This window comes from Roseivivax sp. THAF197b, assembly GCF_009363255.1.
GTDB lineage: Bacteria > Pseudomonadota > Alphaproteobacteria > Rhodobacterales > Rhodobacteraceae > Roseivivax.
This window is the reverse complement of sequence record NZ_CP045318.1, coordinates 2,821,163-2,841,175: the sequence shown is the minus strand read 5'-3', so window position 1 is coordinate 2,841,175 and position 20,013 is coordinate 2,821,163. Positions and strand designations below refer to the sequence as shown.

22 protein-coding genes are annotated in these 20,013 nt (G+C 64.9%); 15 read left to right on the top strand and 7 right to left on the bottom strand.

The genetic code is table 11. The annotated features are described in order from the left end of the window. Window positions 1-4 precede the first annotated feature (4 nt). On the bottom strand, window positions 5-319 hold the full coding sequence (locus FIV09_RS13625; protein ID WP_152450632.1) for a DUF1244 domain-containing protein: 315 nt from the start codon (window positions 317-319) through the stop codon (window positions 5-7). 211 nt (window positions 320-530) lie between these two features. Here FIV09_RS13625 and pyk point away from each other — a divergent pair, with 211 nt between their 5' ends. The 4 genes from pyk (at window position 531) to rplT (ending at window position 2,971) form a co-directional block, all read left to right on the top strand. After that, window positions 531-1,976 carry a pyruvate kinase gene (gene pyk / locus FIV09_RS13620; protein ID WP_152450630.1) on the top strand — a complete coding sequence of 482 codons (1,446 nt, stop codon included), beginning with the start codon at window positions 531-533 and terminating at the stop codon, window positions 1,974-1,976. 22 nt (window positions 1,977-1,998) lie between these two features. After that, window positions 1,999-2,220 (top strand): hypothetical protein, encoded by a 222-nt coding sequence (locus FIV09_RS13615; RefSeq protein WP_152450628.1) that lies wholly within the window; start codon window positions 1,999-2,001, stop codon window positions 2,218-2,220. A 148-nt stretch (window positions 2,221-2,368) separates the two neighbouring features. Further along, on the top strand, window positions 2,369-2,569 hold the full coding sequence (gene rpmI / locus FIV09_RS13610) for a 50S ribosomal protein L35 (RefSeq protein ID WP_152450626.1): 201 nt from the start codon (window positions 2,369-2,371) through the stop codon (window positions 2,567-2,569). A gap of 36 nt (window positions 2,570-2,605) precedes the next feature. Continuing rightward, window positions 2,606-2,971 (top strand): 50S ribosomal protein L20, encoded by a 366-nt coding sequence (rplT, locus tag FIV09_RS13605; RefSeq protein WP_152450624.1) that lies wholly within the window; start codon window positions 2,606-2,608, stop codon window positions 2,969-2,971. A 117-nt stretch (window positions 2,972-3,088) separates the two neighbouring features. Here the strand turns inward: rplT and FIV09_RS13600 are convergent, their stop codons facing one another. Together FIV09_RS13600 and FIV09_RS13595 are read right to left on the bottom strand one after the other, a co-directional pair. Further along, a complete protein-coding gene (locus tag FIV09_RS13600; RefSeq protein WP_152450622.1) occupies window positions 3,089-3,763 on the bottom strand; it encodes an SGNH/GDSL hydrolase family protein in 675 nt (224 codons plus the stop codon). A 140-nt stretch (window positions 3,764-3,903) separates the two neighbouring features. Next, window positions 3,904-4,755: a DUF4394 domain-containing protein gene (locus tag FIV09_RS13595; RefSeq protein WP_152450620.1), complete on the bottom strand. Its 852-nt coding sequence runs from the start codon at window positions 4,753-4,755 to the stop codon at window positions 3,904-3,906. A gap of 197 nt (window positions 4,756-4,952) precedes the next feature. Between FIV09_RS13595 and pheS the strand changes: the two genes are divergently transcribed. The 6 genes from pheS (at window position 4,953) to FIV09_RS13565 (ending at window position 11,442) form a co-directional block, all read left to right on the top strand. Then, window positions 4,953-6,026, top strand: coding sequence for a phenylalanine--tRNA ligase subunit alpha (gene pheS / locus FIV09_RS13590; protein ID WP_152450618.1), 1,074 nt, complete (start codon window positions 4,953-4,955; stop codon window positions 6,024-6,026). Between the two features lie 395 nt (window positions 6,027-6,421). After that, window positions 6,422-6,700, top strand: a complete 279-nt coding sequence (locus tag FIV09_RS13585; protein ID WP_152450616.1) for a YrhK family protein — start codon at window positions 6,422-6,424, stop codon at window positions 6,698-6,700. A gap of 77 nt (window positions 6,701-6,777) precedes the next feature. Beyond that, window positions 6,778-9,174 carry a phenylalanine--tRNA ligase subunit beta gene (pheT, locus tag FIV09_RS13580; RefSeq protein ID WP_152450614.1) on the top strand — a complete coding sequence of 799 codons (2,397 nt, stop codon included), beginning with the start codon at window positions 6,778-6,780 and terminating at the stop codon, window positions 9,172-9,174. Window positions 9,175-9,273: 99 nt separating this feature from the next. Then, the gene (locus FIV09_RS13575; RefSeq protein ID WP_152450612.1) at window positions 9,274-9,723 is read left to right on the top strand and encodes a YtoQ family protein; all 450 of its coding nucleotides are present in this window, start codon (window positions 9,274-9,276) and stop codon (window positions 9,721-9,723) included. A 267-nt stretch (window positions 9,724-9,990) separates the two neighbouring features. Next, window positions 9,991-10,413, top strand: coding sequence for a large conductance mechanosensitive channel protein MscL (mscL, locus tag FIV09_RS13570; RefSeq protein WP_152450610.1), 423 nt, complete (start codon window positions 9,991-9,993; stop codon window positions 10,411-10,413). A 141-nt stretch (window positions 10,414-10,554) separates the two neighbouring features. Beyond that, complete coding sequence (locus FIV09_RS13565; RefSeq protein ID WP_152450608.1) at window positions 10,555-11,442, top strand: cation diffusion facilitator family transporter; 888 nt, start codon at window positions 10,555-10,557, stop codon at window positions 11,440-11,442. A 231-nt stretch (window positions 11,443-11,673) separates the two neighbouring features. Here FIV09_RS13565 and FIV09_RS13560 read toward each other — a convergent pair whose 3' ends face one another. Together FIV09_RS13560 and ald are read right to left on the bottom strand one after the other, a co-directional pair. Then, window positions 11,674-12,030: a YigZ family protein gene (locus FIV09_RS13560; protein ID WP_152452603.1), complete on the bottom strand. Its 357-nt coding sequence runs from the start codon at window positions 12,028-12,030 to the stop codon at window positions 11,674-11,676. A gap of 40 nt (window positions 12,031-12,070) precedes the next feature. Next, the gene (gene ald, locus FIV09_RS13555; protein ID WP_152450606.1) at window positions 12,071-13,195 is read right to left on the bottom strand and encodes an alanine dehydrogenase; all 1,125 of its coding nucleotides are present in this window, start codon (window positions 13,193-13,195) and stop codon (window positions 12,071-12,073) included. A gap of 134 nt (window positions 13,196-13,329) precedes the next feature. On the opposite strand from ald, the gene FIV09_RS13550 reads away from it, so the two are divergent. From FIV09_RS13550 to FIV09_RS13540, 3 genes are all read left to right on the top strand, one after another. Beyond that, window positions 13,330-13,788, top strand: a complete 459-nt coding sequence (locus tag FIV09_RS13550; RefSeq protein ID WP_152450604.1) for an Lrp/AsnC family transcriptional regulator — start codon at window positions 13,330-13,332, stop codon at window positions 13,786-13,788. A 175-nt stretch (window positions 13,789-13,963) separates the two neighbouring features. Then, window positions 13,964-15,622, top strand: a complete 1,659-nt coding sequence (locus tag FIV09_RS13545; RefSeq protein WP_254702231.1) for a BCCT family transporter — start codon at window positions 13,964-13,966, stop codon at window positions 15,620-15,622. A gap of 120 nt (window positions 15,623-15,742) precedes the next feature. Beyond that, window positions 15,743-17,335, top strand: a complete 1,593-nt coding sequence (locus tag FIV09_RS13540) for a GMC family oxidoreductase (protein ID WP_172975731.1) — start codon at window positions 15,743-15,745, stop codon at window positions 17,333-17,335. A gap of 240 nt (window positions 17,336-17,575) precedes the next feature. Here FIV09_RS13540 and rpsU read toward each other — a convergent pair whose 3' ends face one another. Then, window positions 17,576-17,782, bottom strand: a complete 207-nt coding sequence (gene rpsU / locus FIV09_RS13535; RefSeq protein WP_049641104.1) for a 30S ribosomal protein S21 — start codon at window positions 17,780-17,782, stop codon at window positions 17,576-17,578. A 113-nt stretch (window positions 17,783-17,895) separates the two neighbouring features. Here rpsU and FIV09_RS13530 point away from each other — a divergent pair, with 113 nt between their 5' ends. Next, window positions 17,896-18,594: a COQ9 family protein gene (locus tag FIV09_RS13530; RefSeq protein WP_152450601.1), complete on the top strand. Its 699-nt coding sequence runs from the start codon at window positions 17,896-17,898 to the stop codon at window positions 18,592-18,594. Here FIV09_RS13530 and FIV09_RS13525 read toward each other — a convergent pair. Next, a complete protein-coding gene (locus FIV09_RS13525; protein ID WP_152450599.1) occupies window positions 18,585-18,920 on the bottom strand; it encodes a hypothetical protein in 336 nt (111 codons plus the stop codon). The genes FIV09_RS13530 and FIV09_RS13525 overlap by 10 nt on opposite strands. A 105-nt stretch (window positions 18,921-19,025) precedes the next feature. Here FIV09_RS13525 and FIV09_RS13520 point away from each other — a divergent pair, with 105 nt between their 5' ends. Next, on the top strand, window positions 19,026-20,012 hold the full coding sequence (locus FIV09_RS13520; protein ID WP_152450597.1) for an NAD(P)H-quinone oxidoreductase: 987 nt from the start codon (window positions 19,026-19,028) through the stop codon (window positions 20,010-20,012). Window position 20,013 lies beyond the last annotated feature (1 nt).

The following is a 20,013-nucleotide window of genomic DNA, read 5'->3' as shown; positions in this document are numbered from 1 at the left end:
AGGCTCAGCCCTTCGAGCCGACGTTTTCCTCGAACGCCTTCTGGAACGCGGCCTGTTTCTCGCCCGAGGCGTCGGTCTGGTAGTTCGCTTTCCATTCGGACATGGGCATGCCGTAGAAGATCTCGCGCGCTTCTTCCTTGCCCATCTCGATGCCCTTTTCGTTGGCCGCTTCCTGATACCAGCGCGACAGGCAATTCCGGCAGAAGCCCGCAAGGTTCATCATGTCGATGTTCTGCACGTCCGTCCGGTCCTGCATCAGGTGCTGGCGCAGGCGGCGGAAGGCGGCGGCTTCGAGCTCGATCCGGGTCTGGTCGTCCATAATGTCCTCCTGAACTTTCATCGTAACGTCGTGTCTTTCAGTATCATGTGCAAGTGGCTCGGCATCCGGACACGGACCGGCGAAAGGGGCTTTGACATTCGGGTCCGGTCGCGGTTCAGGTTGAGCACACCGAAAATATGCGCCATAAGCGCGACAACTGGTAGCGGTAACGGCAGCCCTTCGGGTTGCGAGAAACGAACAGGATTCTGCGATGAGACGGATGCGAAATGTGAAGATCGTGGCCACTTTGGGCCCGGCCTCCTCGTCCTACGAGATGATCCGTGCGCTGCATGAGGCGGGCGCGGATGTCTTTCGCCTGAACATGAGCCACGGCACCCACGAAGAGATCGCCGAGCGTCATGCGATCATCCGGCAGGTGGAAAAGGACCTTTCATCGACCATCGGGATCCTCGCGGATCTGCAGGGCCCCAAGCTGCGCGTCGGCGCCTTCGCGAAGGGCGAAGAGGAGTTGGCCGAGGGCCAGAGCTTCCGCCTCGACCTCGACCCCGCCGAGGGGGACGCCACCCGCGTGAACCTGCCGCATGCCGAGATTTTCGAGGTGCTGGAGCCCGGCGCGTCGCTTTTGGTCAATGACGGCAAGATCCGCCTCAAGGTCGAAAAGTGCGGCGCGGATTTCGCCGATTGCACCGTGACCGTGGGCGGCACGATTTCGAACCGCAAGGGCGTGAACGTGCCCGACGTGGTGCTGCCGCTTGCTGCCCTGTCGGAGAAGGACCGCAAGGATCTGGCTTTCGTGGCAGATCTGGGCGTCGATTGGCTGGCGCTGTCCTTCGTGCAGCGTGCCGCCGACGTGGAAGAGGCGCGCGAGCTTGCAGGCGGGCGTGCCGCGATCCTGTCGAAAATCGAGAAACCCGCGGCGGTGAAGGCCTTCGACGAAATCCTTGCCGTGTCCGACGGCATCATGGTTGCCCGGGGCGATCTGGGTGTCGAATTGCCGGTGCAAAACGTGCCGCCCATTCAGAAGCGCCTGATCCGCAAGTGTCGCGCGGCGGCGAAGCCCGTGATCGTCGCCACGCAGATGCTGGAATCGATGATCGAAAGCCCGATGCCCACCCGTGCGGAGGTCTCGGACGTGGCCACCGCGATCTACGAAGGCTCAGACGCGATCATGCTCTCGGCGGAATCGGCGGCGGGGGATTACCCGATCGAAGCCGTGACCACGATGAACAACGTGGCCCAGGAGGTCGAAAGCGATCCGACCTATACCGACATCATCGAGGCGTCGCGGTCCTCCAACCAGGGCACCGTCGCCGATGGCATCGTGGCTGCCGCCCGTGAGATTGCCGAAAGCGCGCAGGTGAAGGCCATCTGCTGCTACACGCAATCGGGGACAACGGCGCTCCTGGTCGCGCGCGAGCGTCCGCGCGTTCCGATCCTGGCACTGTCTTCGTCGCCCAACACCGCGCGTCGGCTGGCGCTGAGCTGGGGCACCGAATGCGTCATCACCGGGCCGCTCGACCGGTTCAAGATGGCGGTGGTCAACGCGGCGAAGGCTGCGCGCTCGATGGAATATGCCACGCCGGAGGATCTGATCGTGGTCACTGCAGGTGTGCCGTTCAACACATCCGGGACCACGAACATCCTGCGCGTCGCACCCTGCGATGAGCGTTTGATCTACGCGACCGACCCCGAATAAGCTCTCCCGAAAGGGAGGGGACATGGCACCTGATATTGCGCTTGCGTTGGGGCTGTTTCTGGCAGCCCTGGCGATCACGTCCGCACTTGCGGCCTTCGCCGAAAAGCGGCGTCCGGTCATGGCGCTGATCCTCGGGATCGGGGCAGGCGGGGCGATCTATTTCGCCTGGCAAAACTCCGAAGACGGCTACCGGCTGGCCGATATCCCCATGGTCTTCTACGAGGTGATCGGCGCGCTGCGCTAGCCGCGCGCCACGCCTCGCAGAAAGCCATGCAGGCCGGGCTTGCAATCCCATGGAGCCTTGTCTAAAGGGGCGGCTCTGACGTCGCGCGTCCGGCCAAGTGGCATTGCCGAGTCGCGCGTTTTCGACGCTCAAGCAGATGGAGATGGAAATGCCCAAGATGAAGACGAAGTCGAGCGCCAAGAAGCGTTTCAAGGTCTCTGCCAGCGGTAAGGTTATCGCGGGCCAGGCCGGCAAGCGCCATGGCATGATCAAACGCACCAAGAAGTTCATCCGGGATGCACGCGGCACGACGACCCTGTCGGAGCCCGATGCAAAGATCATCAAGGGCTTCATGCCCTACGACCGCTGATCCCACCCGAGAGACACCAGAATTAGGAGCTAGATCATGGCGCGAGTCAAAGGTGGGACCGTTACCCACGCCCGTCACAAGAAGATCACCAAGGCAGCCAAAGGCTATTACGGCCGCCGCAAGAACACCTTCAAGGTCGCCACGCAGGCGGTCGACAAGGCCAACCAGTACGCCACGCGCGACCGCAAGAACCGCAAGCGGAACTTCCGCTCGCTGTGGATCCAGCGGATCAACGCCGCCGTGCGCGCGCATGACGAGGCGCTGAGCTATTCGCGCTTCATCAACGGCCTGGCACTGGCCGGGATCGAAGTGGACCGCAAGGTTCTGGCCGATCTCGCCGTGCACGAGCCCGAAGCCTTCGGCGCGATCGTCGAGCAGGCGAAGGGCGCGCTGGCCGCGTAACACGCGCAAGCCAAGCCAATCAGAAAAGACCCCGGATCGCAGGCGCGGCCGGGGTCTTTTTCTGTTCGGGCAATGTGCTGTCGTGCAGGCGCGCCCCTGACCTCTGGCGCTCCCTGCCTAGCGCGCCAGTGCAGGGTCCGCCGCGCGCAGGGCCTCCGCGATCAACCCGGCAATGCGGTCCGATCCCGCGGCCGAGGGGTGGATCCGGTCGCGCGCAAAAAGCGAGAGGTTCGAGAAGGGCACCACATCGCCCATATCGACAAAGACGATCCCGGTATCCCTGTCGGCCATGCGCGCGACGCGCGCCCCCATCAGGTCATAGATCTGCCCACAGGACGTGCCCGCGAAATTTGGCGAGGTGTAGTAATCCGCCCAGAGAACCCGAACGCCCCGCGCGCGCAGCCCGGACACCATGCGCGGTATCGCGCCGGACGCGCCATCGACCGAGACGAGTTGGTCGAGGATGGCGTTCGTCTCGGCCCCCGAACAGCCGACGCGCAGATCGTTTGCGCCGCCATTCATCACCACCCAGCGGGGCGACAGGTCGCGCACCTGCCGAGAGATATTGAGCGGCCCGCCACCGGTCGATCCGGTCACGCTGGCAAAGGGCAGGGACACATCGCCCACGGGCAGCGAGAGGCGGCGCGACAGCCCATCCGCGACCGAGCCGCCCTGGCTGCGGTTCCAGGCCATCACGGAATCGCCCGCGACGACGATCTGCGCATCATTGGGTACGCCGCGTCCGCATGCCGAGACGAGGGCGAGCAGCAGAAGCGCGATGAGAAGACGCATGGTGGCGGTCCTTTTACGAGGGTGCGGGCAGCTTATCGCGGCGGTGGTGCCTCGCAAGCCGCATCCGACAACGGGCATCGGGCAAAAAGAAGGGGCGGCTGAACACAGCCGCCCCATCATATTCACTTGGAAACGATGGCTTACATGCCCATCGACGCGGCAAAGCCGGTAAAGCCACCCATGCCGAGATCGCTCAGCAGGGTCGCAGCGCCCGTCTCGAGATCGATGGTGTAAAGGCCCGCCGTCTCGGCGCCTTCCATCTGCAGGATGGCGTAGGCTGCATTCTCGCCCTCGGAGGCCGAGATGATGTCGAAGCCGCCCATCGGGGCGAGGTCGACCGCTTCACCGTCGACCATGATCGCGCCGATCGTCTCGAGCGTGCCTGCATTGTTGGCGACGCTGACCAGCGCATCGGTTTCTGCGTCGAGCCCGTATTGGAAAGTCTCGGAGGCCGTCTCGCCGTTGATCGCGTTGGTATAGGCGTTGGCGAAGACCATCGGTGTGGTGTCCGCATTGTCGTCGCCCTCTGCATAGGCGAGGTCGGTCATGCGCACGACAGAGTTGGCGCGCTCGTCATTGTCGCCGAAGCCCACGGGGAAATAGACGAGGTTGTCGCCCGTGGTCGTCACCGCGCGCACGGCGTCGATGGCGTTGTTGAAGTCGAAGGCCACCATGGCGCCGTCGCCGATGGTCGCGTCCTCGCCGAAGCTCGCCTCGAGGTCGGTCAGCGCGCCCGATGTGGGATCCACGGTGTAGATGGCATCCGCCGTGATGCCGACGATGTCGCCGGTGACGGGACGGTACGCGATGGCGGAGAGGGCGGTGTCGAGCTCATAGGTCTGGGCTTCGCCCGGAGCTGCGATATCGGCCATGACGACCAGTGTGCCGCCGTCATTGGCGAGGGCATAGCCCGAATTGCCGGCATGGGCGGCGGCATTGGCCGCGCCTGCGGAGAGGGCAAGAATGGAGGTGGCTGCGAGAGTGCGGATCATCTGTCGTACTTCCGTGTTGTTGGGTCGACGGCATGGCTTGTCCGTGCCGTATGCCTCCATTCACGAAGGCCCGTGTCGGAAAGTTTCAAACGCTCTTCACAAGGATCTTCACGCAGGCGCGCGCGCTCCAGTTGCGCCCCTCGTGACCTGCCTGTAGCAAGGCGCTCGAAATCAGGGCCGAGCTGGGCGAGGACGACATGGACGATCTGCGCGACAAGTACATTCAGGCGATTGCCGGGGCGGGGGACGAAGCCGCGCTCGAGGCGCTGCGCGTCGAGGCGCTGGGCAAGAAGGGCGAGATCAGCCTGAAGATGCGCGAACTGGGCAAGATGACGCCCGAGGAGCGCCAGACCGCAGGGCCCGCGCTCAACGCGCTCAAGGACGAGATCAATTCGGCCCTGTCGGCAAAGCGCGAGGCGCTGGCGGATGCCGCCCTCGATGCGCGGCTGAAGGACGAATGGCTCGACGTGACCCTGCCGGGGCGGGGACGCCGCGCGGGCAGCATCCACCCGATCAGCCAAGTGATGGAGGAGGTCAGCGCGATCTTCGCCGATCTGGGCTTTGCCGTCGCCGAAGGTCCGCAGATCGACACCGACTGGTACAATTTCGACGCGCTGAACATTCCCGGCCACCACCCCGCGCGGGCCGAGATGGACACGTTCTACATGCACCGCGCCGAGGGCGACGACCGCCCGCCGCATGTACTGCGCACGCATACCTCGCCGGTGCAGATCCGGCACATGGAAAAGCACGGCGCGCCCTGCCGCATCATCGCGCCGGGTCGGGTCTACCGTGCCGATTATGACCAGACGCACACGCCGATGTTCCACCAGGTCGAGGGGCTGGCCATCGATCGCGATATCTCCATGGCGAACCTGAAATGGGTGCTGGAGGAGTTCTTCGCCGCCTTCTTCGAGGTGGACGGCATCAAGACCCGCTTCCGCGCCTCGCATTTCCCGTTCACGGAGCCGTCGGCCGAGGTCGACATCCAGTGCACCTGGGAAGACGGGCAGCTGAAGATCGGGCAGGGCGATGGCTGGATGGAAGTGCTGGGCTCCGGCATGGTGCATCCGAAGGTGCTGTCCGCCGCGGGCGTGGACCCGTCGGAATGGCAGGGCTTTGCCTTCGGCATGGGGATCGACCGGATCGCGATGCTGAAATACGGGATTCCGGATCTGCGTGCGTTCTTCGATTCAGACCTGCGTTGGCTGCGGCATTACGGCTTTGCAAGCCTGGACGTGCCGACGCTGCATGGGGGGCTGTCGCGGTAGTGCCGCGATGTTGTTGCGCAGCGTGACGCGCCGTTACGCTTTGCGTTCAAAGGTTTTTGCGCGTCGAGTTGAGTTCATCAAGGGCCCGGAACAAGGCTGCCTTTGGCAGCCGCCGGGCCAGCGGTCATGCCGGAGGCATGCGTCCCGCATGACCCGGCCCGACCGGTCTGGCGCTTTGGGGACGAAAGCGCGCGGATCGCATGGCGCGATGATCTGACGAGATAAAGCGCTTAGCACAATCGTGGTTGCGCCAGCCCGCCGGTCCGGCGCTGGCCCGGCGACGCCGCGCAGCTCCGTAGGGTGGGCGAAAGCCCACCACCCACCCTGACCCCTGAAGGCTGGACCTGAAGCCTCGCGCGCCTAGGCTCCAGGGTTCCCAAAACTGGAGACCCGCCATGCCGCTCTTCCACCACGAAAACCGCGACCGCAACGACCGCACCCGCGCGCTCTATGCGCTTTACGAGATCGCCCATACGGTCGTCGATTTCGCCGCTGCGATGCTCTTTCTCGTGGGCTCCATCCTGTTCTTCTGGGCCGAATACGAAACGCAGGCGATCTGGTGTTTCGTCTGGGGCTCGGTCTTCTTCGCGGTCAAGCCGACCCTGCGGCTGATCCGGGAAATCCACCTTCTGCGCATTGGCGCGACCGAGAAGCTGGCCCGCGCGCAGGACTAGCCCGCACCGGCCCCTTTCCCCCCGGCGGGCGATCCGCTAACACCCCGGCCAACACCGCACCAAAGGGCTCTGACGCGATGAAATTCACCCTCTCCTGGCTGAAAAGCCATCTCGACACGAATGCCTCCGTCGATGAGATCGCCGAGGCGCTGACCGATCTGGGCCTCGAGGTCGAAGGCGTGGAAAACCCCGCCGAGAAACTGCGCGACTTCACCATCGGTCGCGTCGTCGCCGCCGAGAAGCATCCCGATGCGGACAAGCTCAAGGTCTGCCGGGTCGAGACCGATGAGGGCGAGAAACAGATCATCTGCGGCGCGCCCAATGCCCGGACCGGCATCACCGTCGTCGTGGCCAAACCCGGCACCTACGTGCCCGGCATCGACACCACGATCCAGGTGGGCAAGATCCGCGGGATCGAGAGCCACGGCATGATGGCCTCCGAGCGCGAGATGGAGCTGTCGGACGAGCATTCCGGCATCATCGAACTGCCCTCGGGCGAGGTCGGCCAGAGCTTCGCCGATTGGCTGGCCGAGAACGATCCCGCCAAGGTCGATCCGGTGATCGAGATCGCCATCACGCCCAATCGCCCCGATGCGCTGGGCGTGCGCGGCATCGCGCGGGATCTCGCGGCCCGCGGGCTCGGCACGATGATCGCGCGGGACGCCGATCCGGTGCCGGGCGCCTTCCCGAGCCCGATCAACGTCACCATCGACGAGGATGCGCGCGAGGCCTGCCCGGTCTTCTATGGCCGCGTGATCCGGGGCGTGAAGAACGGACCCAGCCCCGACTGGCTCCAGGCGCAACTGAAGGCCATCGGCCTGCGTCCGATTTCGTTCCTCGTCGATGTGACCAACTTCTTCACCTTCGACCGCAACCGCCCGCTGCACGTCTTCGATGCAGGCAAGGTGCAGGGCGATCTGCGTGTGCATCTGTCGAAGGGCGGCGAGGAACTGCTCGCGCTCGATGAGAAGACCTACACGCTGGGTCCCGGCATGACCGTCATTTCCGACGACAACGGCGTCGAAAGCTTGGGCGGCATCATGGGCGGCGAGGCGTCGGGCGTGACCGAAGAGACGACGGATGTCTTCCTCGAGGCCGCGTTCTTCGATCCGGTGCGCACCGCCTATACGGGCCGCGCGCTGAAGATCAATTCCGATGCGCGTTACCGCTTCGAGCGGGGGATCGATCCGGCTTGGACGCCCGAGGGTATCGAGCACGCGACGCGGATGATCCTCGATCATGCGGGCGGTGAGGCCTCCGAAGTCGTGGTGGCCGGTGCGGTGCCGGACCATGCGCGCGCCTACCGGCTCGATACCGACCGCGTCGTCAGCCTTGTGGGCATGGAGATCGCGGCGGAGACGCAGCGCGCCAGGCTGGAAGCCCTGGGCTTCACGATGGAGGGCGACATGGCGCATGTGCCCTCCTGGCGGCCCGACGTGCAGGGCGAGGCGGATCTTGTCGAGGAGGTCGCGCGCGTGGCTTCGCTCACCAAGCTCGAGGGCAAGCCGCTCCTGCGCAGCACGCCCGGCGTGCCGCAGCCGATCCTGTCGCCCGCGCAGATCCGCGAACGGGCAGGGCGGCGCACGGCGGCAGCGCTCGGTTACAACGAATGTGTGACCTACAGTTTCATCGATCAGGCAGCGGCGACGCTGTTCGGCGGGGGCGATGATGCCACGATGCTCGCCAATCCGATCTCGTCAGAGATGAGCCATATGCGTCCGTCGCTTCTGCCGGGCCTGTTGCAGGCGGCGGCGCGCAATCAGGCGCGCGGCATGTCGGACCTGGCGCTTTTCGAGATGGGCCATGTCTTCGCGGGCGGCGAGCCTGGTGAACAGGCGCTGATGCTGGCGGGTCTTCTCGTGGGCAAGACCGGTCCGAAAGACGTTCATGGCGCATCGCGCGCGGTCGATCTTTACGATGCCAAAGCCGATGCGGAGGCCTGCCTTGCGGCAATGAACGCGCCTGCCAAGATGCAGATCCTGCGCGGCGCCTCCGAATGGTGGCATCCGGGGCGGCACGGAATGCTTTGCCTCGGACCGAAAAAAGTGCTCGGCGTTTTCGGGGAATTGCACCCTAAGGTGCTGCGCGCGCTTGATGTGAAGGGTCCCGCAGTGGCCTTCACGATCTGGCCCGCAGAGATCCCGATGCCGAAATCGCGCACGACGACTCGGCCTGCGCTGCATCTCAACGACCTGCAGCCGGTCGAGCGGGACTTTGCCTTCGTCGTGGATGCGGATGTGCAGGCGCTCGACCTGGTGAACGCAGCGGCAGGGGCCGACAAGGCGCTGATCGAAGAGGTGCGCGTCTTCGACGAATTCATCGGCGGCAGCCTGGGCGAGGGCAAGAAGAGCCTTGCGATCACCGTGCGCATGCAGCCGACGGACAAGACGCTGAAGGAAAAGGATATCGAGACGGTCGGTGCGAAGATCGTCGAGAAGGTTCAGAAAGCCACGGGCGGCACGCTTCGGGGCTGAGACTTGGCGCGCGGGCTGCGCCCACTAGGTTGACATCAAAGCGGGCGCTGCGGCGCCCGTTTCCATGCGAACGAAAAACATCAAAACGGGAGCGAGACTATGGGCCTCAACGTGTATCTGGCAGGCGAAATCCACACCGATTGGCGGGATCAGATCATCGAAGGCGCGCAGGGCCTCGACGTGACCTTTTCGGGCCCGGTGACCGATCACGCCGCCTCTGATGATTGCGGGGTGGAGATCCTGGGCGCGGAGGATCAGAAATTCTGGCATGATCGCAAGGGCGCGCTCGTCAACGGCATCCGCACCCGCAAGGATCTGCACGATGCGGATGTCGTCGTCGTGCGCTTCGGCGACAAGTACAAGCAGTGGAACGCGGCGTTTGATGCGGGCCAAGCGGCGGCGCTGGGCAAGTCCATGATCATCCTGCAGCCCGAAGAGCATGACCACGCGCTGAAAGAGGTGAACGCCGCAGCAGACGCTGTGGCGCGCACGCCCGAACAGGTGGTGCAGATCCTGCGCTACGTGCTGACCGACAAGTTGCCGGGCTGACCCCGCTACGCGCGGCCCCGGAGCATGTCCGGGGCCAACCCGCGTGCGAAATTGCGACAGCGCGCGACAATCGGCATGGAAACGCGCACTGGCCCAAACCTGCCTGACCCATTTCGTTTCAACGGGTTGCATCATGCTCCGTGTTTCAGAGCATCTGCATCTCCCCATATTTCTCAGACTTCCTGATTTTTTTCTCGCCCGCGGCAGGATGTCGCGCTATGAGCGGCGTCGCCTCCAGAATGTCGGGGCGCTACTGGGAAATGGGACATGATTAACGAATTCAAGGATTTTATCGCCAAGGGCAATGTCATGGACATGGCCGTCGGCATCATCATCGGTGCGGCCTTCACCGCCATCGTCACTTCGCTCGTGGGCGACCTGATCAACCCGATCATCGCGCTCTTTACCGGCGGGATCGACTTCTCGGGCTGGTTCTACACGCTCGACGGGTCCGAGCAATCCTCGCTCGAGGCGGCGCGTGAAGCCGGTGTGCCCGTCTTCGCGATCGGCTCGTTCCTGATGGCCGTGATCAACTTCCTGATCATCGCCTTCGTGGTCTTCATGCTGGTCAAGATGGTGAACCGCGTGAAAGCGGCAGCCGAGACGCCCGACGAGGTGGCCCCCGAGGTCGAGACCGGGCCGTCGGAGCTCGATATCCTGATCGAGATCCGCGACGCACTGAAGAAGTAATTGACGCCGATCCGGCCGCCCGCGCGCCCTTGCTGCGCGGGTGGCGCGCTTTGCCCCGCGTAACCCGACCGAAAGGTTGAGTGCGCGGGCTTCGTCTTTTAAGACCTGCGCGACTCCGGCGCAGGACAGGATCCAGTCCCCATGACGAAAACCGCCCGCATCGCCGCGATCTCGGTCCTCGTGGGAATCGTCGTACTTGCCGTGAAGACGCTGGCCTGGTGGGTGACCGGATCGGTGGCCCTTCTGTCGGACGCCCTGGAAAGCATCGTGAATGTTGCGACCGCACTGGCAGCACTGATCGCGGTGCGCATCGCGGATCGCCCGCCCGACGCAGATCATCCTTACGGACATCACAAGGCGGAACTGTTCTCGGCCATCATCGAGGGCGTGCTGATCATCCTCGCAGCGCTCTTCATCCTGCGTGAGGCTTGGGACGCCTTCTTCGATCCGCGCGAGATCGCGGCCCCCTGGACCGGCCTTGCGATCAACCTCGCGGCCAGCGTGCTGAACGGCATCTGGGCCTTCGTGCTGATCCGGCAGGGGCGCGCGCTGCGCTCACCGGCGCTGGCGGCGGACGGGCGGCATCTTCTGACCGATATCGTCTCTTCCATCGGGGTGGCGTTCGGGATCGCGGCGGCGACGCTGACGGGGTGGCTCTGGCTCGACCCGGCGCTTGCGGCCTTCGTGGCGCTGAACATCCTCTGGGCCGGATATCACGTCATCTCGGGCTCGGTCGGGGGGCTGATGGACAAGGCGGTGCCGGAAGAGCATCTGAACGCGCTGCGCGAGCTGATCTCGGAACATGCAGAGGGCGCGATCGAGGCCCATGACCTGCGGACCCGCCATGCCGGGCGGCACACCTTCATCGAGTTTCACCTGATCGTGCCGGGCGAGATGAGCGTGCATGACGCGCACCAGATCTGCGACCGGATCGAGGCGGCCCTGCGTCAGGTCGTGCCCGACTGCACCGTGAACATTCACGTGGAGCCCGAGCACAAGGCCAAGCATAGCGGGATCGTGGTGCTTTAGGCCTCGGGTTGTCCGTTGTGTCGGCGGCAGAAGCGAGGGGGCTGTCTGCCCCACCGCCATTTCGCTTGAGAAATGGCGCGCTTAGAAAGGCGAGGGGGCTGTCTGCCCCCTCGCGCTCCCCCGAGAGGTATTTCTGGTCCGGTCGTGACAGGGGCGGCGCATCCATTCGCGGCGTGGGACGCAGGGATGATGAGCGGGGCCGGGGCGAGACGGGTGCGCGGCAGGCGCGGATCAGCCGAGCGCGATGTGATCGAGATAGGTCTGGGTCGCGGTCTTCACATGGCGGAAGCGGTCGCCACCCAGATGCGTGCCGCCGAACCAGCGGGTGACGATGACCACATGGTTTTCGATGCCTGCGCCTTCGAGGCAGTTCAGGATGACCATGCCCGCGCCGCCTTCGCCATCATCCTGTTTCACCGGGCCGTCGGGCAGGAGGGCGGCCCAGGTATTATGCGTGGCCTTGGCGAATTTCTTGCGGCGCTTGAGCTCGGTCACCAGCGCCTCGGCTTCGGCGCGGCTGGCGGCAGGCCCGCCCGCGACCGCGTATTTCGATCCGCGATCGCTGAGCACGTTGGGAAGGATCGTCAGGCGGGGCATATCCCCCGCCTGAGCGATTTGGCGCGAGGCGTCAAGCGCCCTCCTTCAGGATCACCTGCGGTGATGTGACATCGATGCCGAGCGCGCGGCCCACGGCATAATAGGTCAATTTGCCGTCATGCACGTTGAGCCCGTTGAGGAGGTTCGGATCGTCCGCGCAGGCCTGCCGCCAGCCCTTGTCGGCCAGTGCCAGCATGTAGGGCATGGTCGCATTGCCAAGCGCCAGGGTCGAGGAGCGCGCAACGGCGCCGGGCATGTTGGCCACGCAGTAATGCATGATGCCGTCCACCTCGTAGATCGGGTCCTGGTGCGTGGTCGCCTTTGAGGTCTCGAAACAACCGCCCTGGTCGATGGCCACGTCCACCAGCGCGGCACCGGGCTTCATGCCCGAAAGCTGGTCGCGGCTGACGAGTTTCGGGGCGGCGGCCCCGGGGACCAGAACCGCGCCGATCACCATGTCGGCCTCGGCCACCAGCTCCGCCGTGGCGGCGCGGCTCGCATAGACGGTCTTGAACGTGCCGGTATAGACCTCGTCGAGATGGCGCAGGCGCGCGATCGAACGGTCGAGCACGGCCACATCGGCGCCCATGCCCGCGGCCACGCGCGCCGCGTTGGTGCCGACGATGCCGCCGCCGATCACGACGACGCGGGCGGGAAAGACGCCCGGCACGCCGCCCATCAGCACGCCGCGTCCGCCATTGGCCTTCTGCAGCGTCCAGGCGCCCATCTGAGGCGCAAGGCGACCCGCTACCTCGGACATCGGCGCGAGGAGCGGCAGGCCGCCCCGATCATCCGTGACCGTCTCATAGGCGATGCAGGTCGCCCCCGAGGCGATCAGGTCATGCGTCTGCTCCGGGTCGGGCGCGAGGTGCAGATAGGTGAAAAGGATCTGGCCTTTCCGCAGCATCTTGCGCTCGGAGGCCTGCGGCTCCTTCACCTTCACGATCATGTCCGCCTCGGCGAAGACGCTTTGCGCGTCGGGCAGGATGCGCGCGCCCTGTGCGGTGTAATCGTCGTCCGTAAAGCCCGCGCCGTCGCCCGCGCCCGCCTGGATCAGGACCTCGTGGCCATGCGCGACCGCTTCGGCGGCGGCTTCGGGCGTGATGCCGACGCGAAATTCCTGCGCCTTGATTTCCGTGGGACAACCGATCTTCATCTCATCCTCCTTGGTGCTTTTCCCGACTGTCGCGCGCTTTCCCGGAAATGTCTGCGTCGAATCTCTGGAAAAACCGGCGGGCTTACGCAATGATCCACCGCTGAAAGCCAATTGGGAGGGAGATTTTTCGAAAGATGTCCATCGATACGATAGATCGTCGCCTTCTCGGCATCCTCCAGAAGCGCGGGCGCATCTCGAATGCGGATCTGGCCGAGGAGGCGGGGCTGTCCCCTTCGGCATGTCACCGCCGCGTCGCGCGACTGGAGCAGGAGGGCATCGTGGACAAATACGTGGCCCTGCTCGATCCCCGAACCCTGGGCCTGCCTGCGACAATCTTCGTGGAGATCACCCTGTCGCGGCAATCGGACGACATCCTCGACAGTTTCGAGACGGCGGTGCGGCGGATCCCGAACGTGCTGGAATGCCATCTGATGGCCGGCACGGCGGATTACCTGCTGAAGGTGGTGGCCGAGGACACGGAGGATTTCGCCCGTATCCACCGCCGCTACCTGACCCGTCTGCCGGGCGTGGCGCAGATGCATTCCTCCTTCTCGCTGCGCACCGTCTCGCAGACCACGGCGATGCCGCTGTAAGTTTTTTCGGAACCCTGCAACCGCGCAGGCGTTTGAACAGCTAAGCCACAGTCAAAGTTGCCATCGCCGGGCGCGACGCCTCTCGCACCGCAGATCACGCGGGCAGGGCGCACAGCGTTTGAGCGAGCGGGCCGGATCAACCGGCCTTGGCCAACAGATACAGGGAGAGTGCGCAATGAGCGACCACATGGACAAGATGCGGCAGGAGCCGCTTTTGTTTTTCCCCAAGGTCAACAAGCGGGTATTTTCCGTCTCCGCCATACTGATCCTGGGCTTCATCATCTTCGGCGCGGCCTTCAACGAGACGGCGGGCGCGATTTTCTCCGCGATGCAAAGCTGGCTCGCGGGCAATCTGGGCTGGGCGATGATCGCGCTGGTCAACATCCTGCTGATCGCCGTCCTCTACCTGGCCTTCGGGCGCTTCGGCGACATCCGCCTCGGGCGCATGACCGAAGAGCCTGCCTATGACCTGTTCTCATGGGTTGCGATGCTGTTCTCGGCAGGTATCGGCATCGGCCTCATCTACTGGGGCGCGGCAGAGCCGATCTATCATTATTTAGCGCCGCCTTTCGGTGATCCCGAGACGGAGGAAGCAGCCAAGCAGGCAATGACCATCTCCTTCCTGCATTGGGGATTTCACGCTTGGGCCATCTACGCCATCGTCGCGTTGAGCCTTGCCTATTTCCACTTCCGCAAGGGCCTGCCGCTGACGATCCGCTCGGCGCTCTATCCGCTTCTGGGCGACAAGATCTTCGGGTTCTGGGGTGATGTTGTCGACATCCTTGCGGTCTTCGGCACGATGTTCGGCATCGTCACCTCGCTTGGGCTTGGCGCGATGCAGATCAATTCCGGCCTCGGCACGGTCTTCGGGATCGAGCAGAGCGTCACGGTGCAGATTCTCGTCATCGCCTTCATCACCGCGATGGCGACGATCTCGGTGGTGGCGGGTCTTGATGGCGGCATCAAGCGGCTGTCGTCGATCAACATCCTGCTGAGCCTTCTGTTTCTGGTCTTCATGGTAATCGTCGGGCCCACGCTCTTCATCTTCGACACATTCGTGCAGAGCTACGGCGCTTACGTGCGCGATCTCGTGTTCTGGGGCACCTGGTCGGAGGCCTGGACCGATGGCGGCACTTGGCAAAATGGCTGGACCATCTTCTACTGGGCCTGGTGGGTCAGTTGGGCGCCCTTCGTCGGCGTCTTCGTGGCGCGCATCAGCCGCGGGCGCACGATCCGGGAGTTCCTCGTGGGGGTCATGTTGATCCCGGCCTCGATCATGTTCTTCTGGTTCTGCGCCTTCGGCGGCACCGCGTTGTCGATCTCGCTTTCGGGCGATCCCGCGCTGGTCGAAGCCACACGCAACTCCTATGGCGACGCGATGTTCGTGCTCCTGGACTATTTCCCGATGGCCGAACTGACCTCGGGCTTCGCGATCGTCCTGATCGTGCTGTGGTTCGTCACCTCGTCGGACTCGGGCTCCTTCGTGATCGACATGCTGACCGCGGGCGGCGATCCCAACCCGCCCAAGGTGCAGCGGATCTTCTGGGCGATCTCCGAAGGTGCCGTGGCCTCGGTGCTCCTGCTGGCAGGCGGCCTGTCCGCTTTGCAAGCCGCGGCAGTCGTTGCGGGCTTTCCCTTCGCGATCATCGTCTTCCTGATCCTGATCGGACTCGTGAAGGCGCTGCGCTGGGATCCCCTGATCGTCTACCGGCACAACAAGCAGTACCGGAACGACGACGAGGCGGATCACGCCATGCCGAACGAATTGCCGGGTGAGCTTTACGGCGCGGATCCGACGCCTCCACCCTCGGCCCAGGCGGCACCCGCCGAGTAACGCCCAAGGCAAAAGCACCCTCTAGCGCCCCGTCTGGTCCACCGGGCGGGGCGTTTTTCTGTCTGCCTGCCTTGTTCGCCACGCGCCGATCCGGCACATCTCTATGCCGGGAGGATCGTTATGCGGATTGAAACGGATTACGTGGTCGTCGGGGCCGGGAGTGCGGGCTGTGTCGTGGCGCGCAGGCTGGCGGATGCAGGCCACCGGGTGACGCTTCTGGAAGCGGGCGGGCGCGACAATTATCACTGGGTGCATATCCCGATGGGATACCTTTATTGCATCGGCAATCCGCGCACCGACTGGATGTTCAAGACCCGGGAAGAGCCGGGCCTGAACGGCCGCGCGCTCCTCTATCCGCGGGGGCGCATCCTGGGCGGCTGCTCGGCGATCAACGGCATGCTCTATCTGCGCGGGCAGGCGGCCGATTATGACGGCTGGCGCCAGATGGGCCTTGCCGGCTGGGGCTGGGACGACGTGCTGCCCTATTTCAAACGCAGCGAGGATTACGTCGACGGCGAAAGCGAACATCACGGTGCAGGCGGGCCCTGGCGGATCGAGAACCAGCGCCTGTCCTGGACCGTGCTCGACGATTGGATGGAGGCCGCGGCCGAGGCAGGCATCCCGAAAGTGGCCGATTTCAACACCGGCAACAACGAGGGCGTCGGCTATTTCCGCGTGAGCCAGAAGCGCGGCTGGCGGGTCTCCATGGCCAAGGCCTTCCTGAAAGGCGCGCCCGAGGGGCGGCTCCGGGTGGAAACGGACGCGCAGGTCAAGCGGCTGGTGATCGAGGAGGGCCGCGCGACCGGCGTTGTCTTCGAGCAGAACGGCACAGACTGCACCGCGACGGCGCGGGCCGAGGTCATCCTATGCGCCGGTGCCATCGGCTCGCCGCATATCCTGCAACTCTCTGGGCTGGGGCCTGCGGCGCATCTGGCGGATCACGGCATCGACGTGCTGCGCGATATCCCGGCGATCGGTGGCAATCTGCAGGACCATCTGCAGATCCGCTGTTCCTGGCGGCTGACCGGCGCCAAGACGCTGAACACGCTGGCCAGCACGCTGCTGGGCAAGGCCCGGATCGGGCTGGAATACGCGCTGACCCGCTCGGGGCCGATGTCGATGGCGCCTTCGCAGTTGGGCGCATTTGCCAAGTCCCGACCGGATCTCGCAACGCCGGATCTGGAATATCACGTGCAACCCCTGTCGCTCGGAGCCTTCGGGGAGCCCTTGCACGATTTTCCCGCCATGACCGCGAGCGTCTGCAATCTCAGGCCCGAAAGCCGGGGCGCGGTGCGGCTGACCTCGCCGGATTTCCGCGCCTCTCCAGATATCGCGCCGAATTACCTCTCGACCGAGGGGGACCGCCGCGTGGCTGCCGACGCGATCCGGCTCACCCGCCGGATCATGGCGCAGCCTGCGCTTGCGCACTACGCGCCCGAGGAGATGAAACCGGGCACGGGCTTCGAGACCGACGCGGAGCTCGCGCGCGCGGCAGGCGATATCGGCACGACGATCTTCCACCCGGTGGGCACGGTACGCATGGGCAGCGATGACGCGGCCCCTGTGGATGGCGCGCTGCGGCTCCGCGGGATCGGCGGTTTGCGCGTCGTGGATGCGAGCGTGATGCCGACGATCACCTCGGGCAACACCAACGCGCCCACGGTGATGATCGCCGAGAAGGCCTCCGACATGATCCTCGAGCACGCACGCTGAGGACGTCGCACCGCGCCCCTGTCTCGACCGGACCATAAATACCTCCGGAGGTCTGGAGGCAGAGCCTCCAGCGGGTCGCCGCGGCACGCGGCGATCCGATCACGGGGTCCCACACGCGCAAACCCCTTTGCGGAGCACGGCGTGCCCAAATGCCAGGCCTCAAAAACGACAAACCCCCGACCGGTTTTACCGACGGGGGTCGTCTGAACCGGCAGCTTGCGCTGCCAAGTGTCCAAAAGCTTACATCATGCCTTCGCGCTGCGCCTTCTTGCGCGCCAGCTTGCGCGCACGGCGGATCGCTTCAGCCTTCTCGCGCGCTTTCTTCTCGGACGGTTTCTCGAAATGCTGCCGAAGCTTCATTTCACGGAACACGCCCTCGCGCTGCAGCTTCTTTTTCAGGGCACGAAGCGCCTGATCGACGTTGTTGTCGCGAACACTAACCTGCATGTGGTTGTCACCACCTTCCTAGATTGAGTTGCAATATTTGCAGGAGGTGGCCGTATAGCAAAGCGCTCCTATCTTGTCCATAGGACACCGAACCAGCCCCGGAGGCCCCGATCATGCAAGACAATCTGCAAGACGATCCGACCGAAAAACTGATCGACGCGGCATTGATGCATGTGCCGTTCGATGGCTGGACGGAGACCACCTTTCGCGCGGCGATTGCCGACGCCGATGTCTCGCCGACCGTTGCCAAGGCGCTCTTCCCGCGCGGCGCGGTCGATCTGGCGCTGGCCTTTCACCGCCGGGGCGACGCGCAAATGGTGGAAAAGCTGAAGGAAGCGGACCTGTCGAACATCCGCTTCCGCGACAGGGTGGCCTTTGCCGTGCGCACCCGGATCGAGGTTGCGGAGGATCGCGAGGCAGTGCGCCGGGGCACCACGCTCTTCTCGCTGCCGCCCTATGCGCCGGACGGGGCGCGCGCGATCTGGGGCACCGCGGATGCGATCTGGACCGCGCTTGGCGACAATTCCGACGATCTGAACTGGTATACGAAGCGCGCGACGCTCTCGGGTGTTTATTCGGCCACCGTGCTCTTCTGGCTGGGCGACGATTCGATCGACAACCAGGCGACCTGGGAATTCCTCGACCGGCGGATCAACGACGTGATGCAGATCGAGAAGGCCAAATCGGTCTTCCGCGACAATCCGCTTCTGTCGAAGCTGATGGCGGGGCCTGCGCAGCTGGCCTCCGCGATCAAGGCGCCGAAGCGTCGGGACGACGTGCCGGGCCAGCGCGAGAGCGACGCTCAGCTGTAAAGCGTCACCATCGTCACGAGGTGAAGAAGGGCCAATGCGCCCGCGATCTGCGCGGCCCGCGCCTTGAGGCCCAGTAGCGGCAGCGCGATCAGCGTCGCGAGGATCTGCAGCGGGAAAAGCGTATGGGCGATTTCAGCGGCCTTGTCGGGCCGTCCGAGCCCTGCGATCGAGGCGCAGACCAGCGTGGCGAGGATCGCCGCCAGGAGCCGCCGCGACGGGCTGTCCGGGCCAAGCGCACCGCGCATGTCCGGCACGCCGCGCCACAGGCCCCAAAGTGCCAGAAGGCCAATTGCGAGGTTCGCCGCGAAGGAAAGCATCATCATCATGCTTGCCGTTCTAGCGGATGCGCGGCCAAGGGCAATCGCCGGATGGGCGGCTTGTCTCCGGCGCGGGCAAAGGCCAAGGTCGGCCGACACCGACGGGAGATGACGATGACAGAGACGATGCGCGCGGTTGAGATCGCAAAGGCCGGCGGCCCAGAGGTCCTGACCCCGGTCACGCGGCCCCGGCCCGAGCCGGGCCATGGTCAGGTGCTTCTGAAGATCGCCTATGCCGGGGTGAACCGGCCCGATGCGTTGCAGCGTGCGGGCATGTATGACCCGCCGCCCGATGCGTCCGACCTGCCAGGACTCGAGGCCTCGGGCGAGGTCGTGGCGATGGGCCCGGGCGCCGAGGGCGTGGCCTTGGGCGATCAGGTCTGTGCGCTTCTGCCCGGCGGCGGATATGCCGAATATGCCGTGACGCAGGCCGCGCATTGCCTGCCCGTGCCTGAAGGGCTCGGGTTGAAGGAAGCGGCCTGCCTGCCGGAGACATATTTCACCGTCTGGTCGAACGTGTTCCAGCGCGGCAACCTCCAGGGCGGGGAACGCTTCCTCGTTCATGGCGGATCGTCCGGCATCGGCACCACGGCCATTCAGCTTGCCCGCCAGATGGGCGCGCGGGTCTTTGCCACCGCAGGCTCTGCCGACAAGTGCCAGGCCTGTCTCGATCTCGGGGCCGAGCGCGCGATCAATTATCGCGAAGAGGATTTCGTGCAAGTGCTGCGCGCGGAGGGCGGCGCGGATCTGATCCTCGACATGGTCGGCGGCGATTACATCCCGCGCAACATCAAGGCGCTCGCGGATGACGGTCGGCTTGTGCAGATCGCCTTTCTGGGAGGCCCCAAGGTCGAGATGAACTTCGCGCAGGTCATGACCCGGCGGCTGACGATCACGGGCTCGACCCTGCGCCCGCAATCGGATCTCGCCAAGGCGCGGATCGCAGAGGCGCTCAGCCGCGAGGTCTGGCCGCTTCTCGACGCAGGCCGGATCGGACCGGTGATGGATTCGGAGTTTCCGCTGGCGGAGGCCGTAGCGGCCCATGCGCGGATGGAGGGCTCGGGTCATATCGGGAAGATCGTCCTGAAGGTCGGCGGCTGAC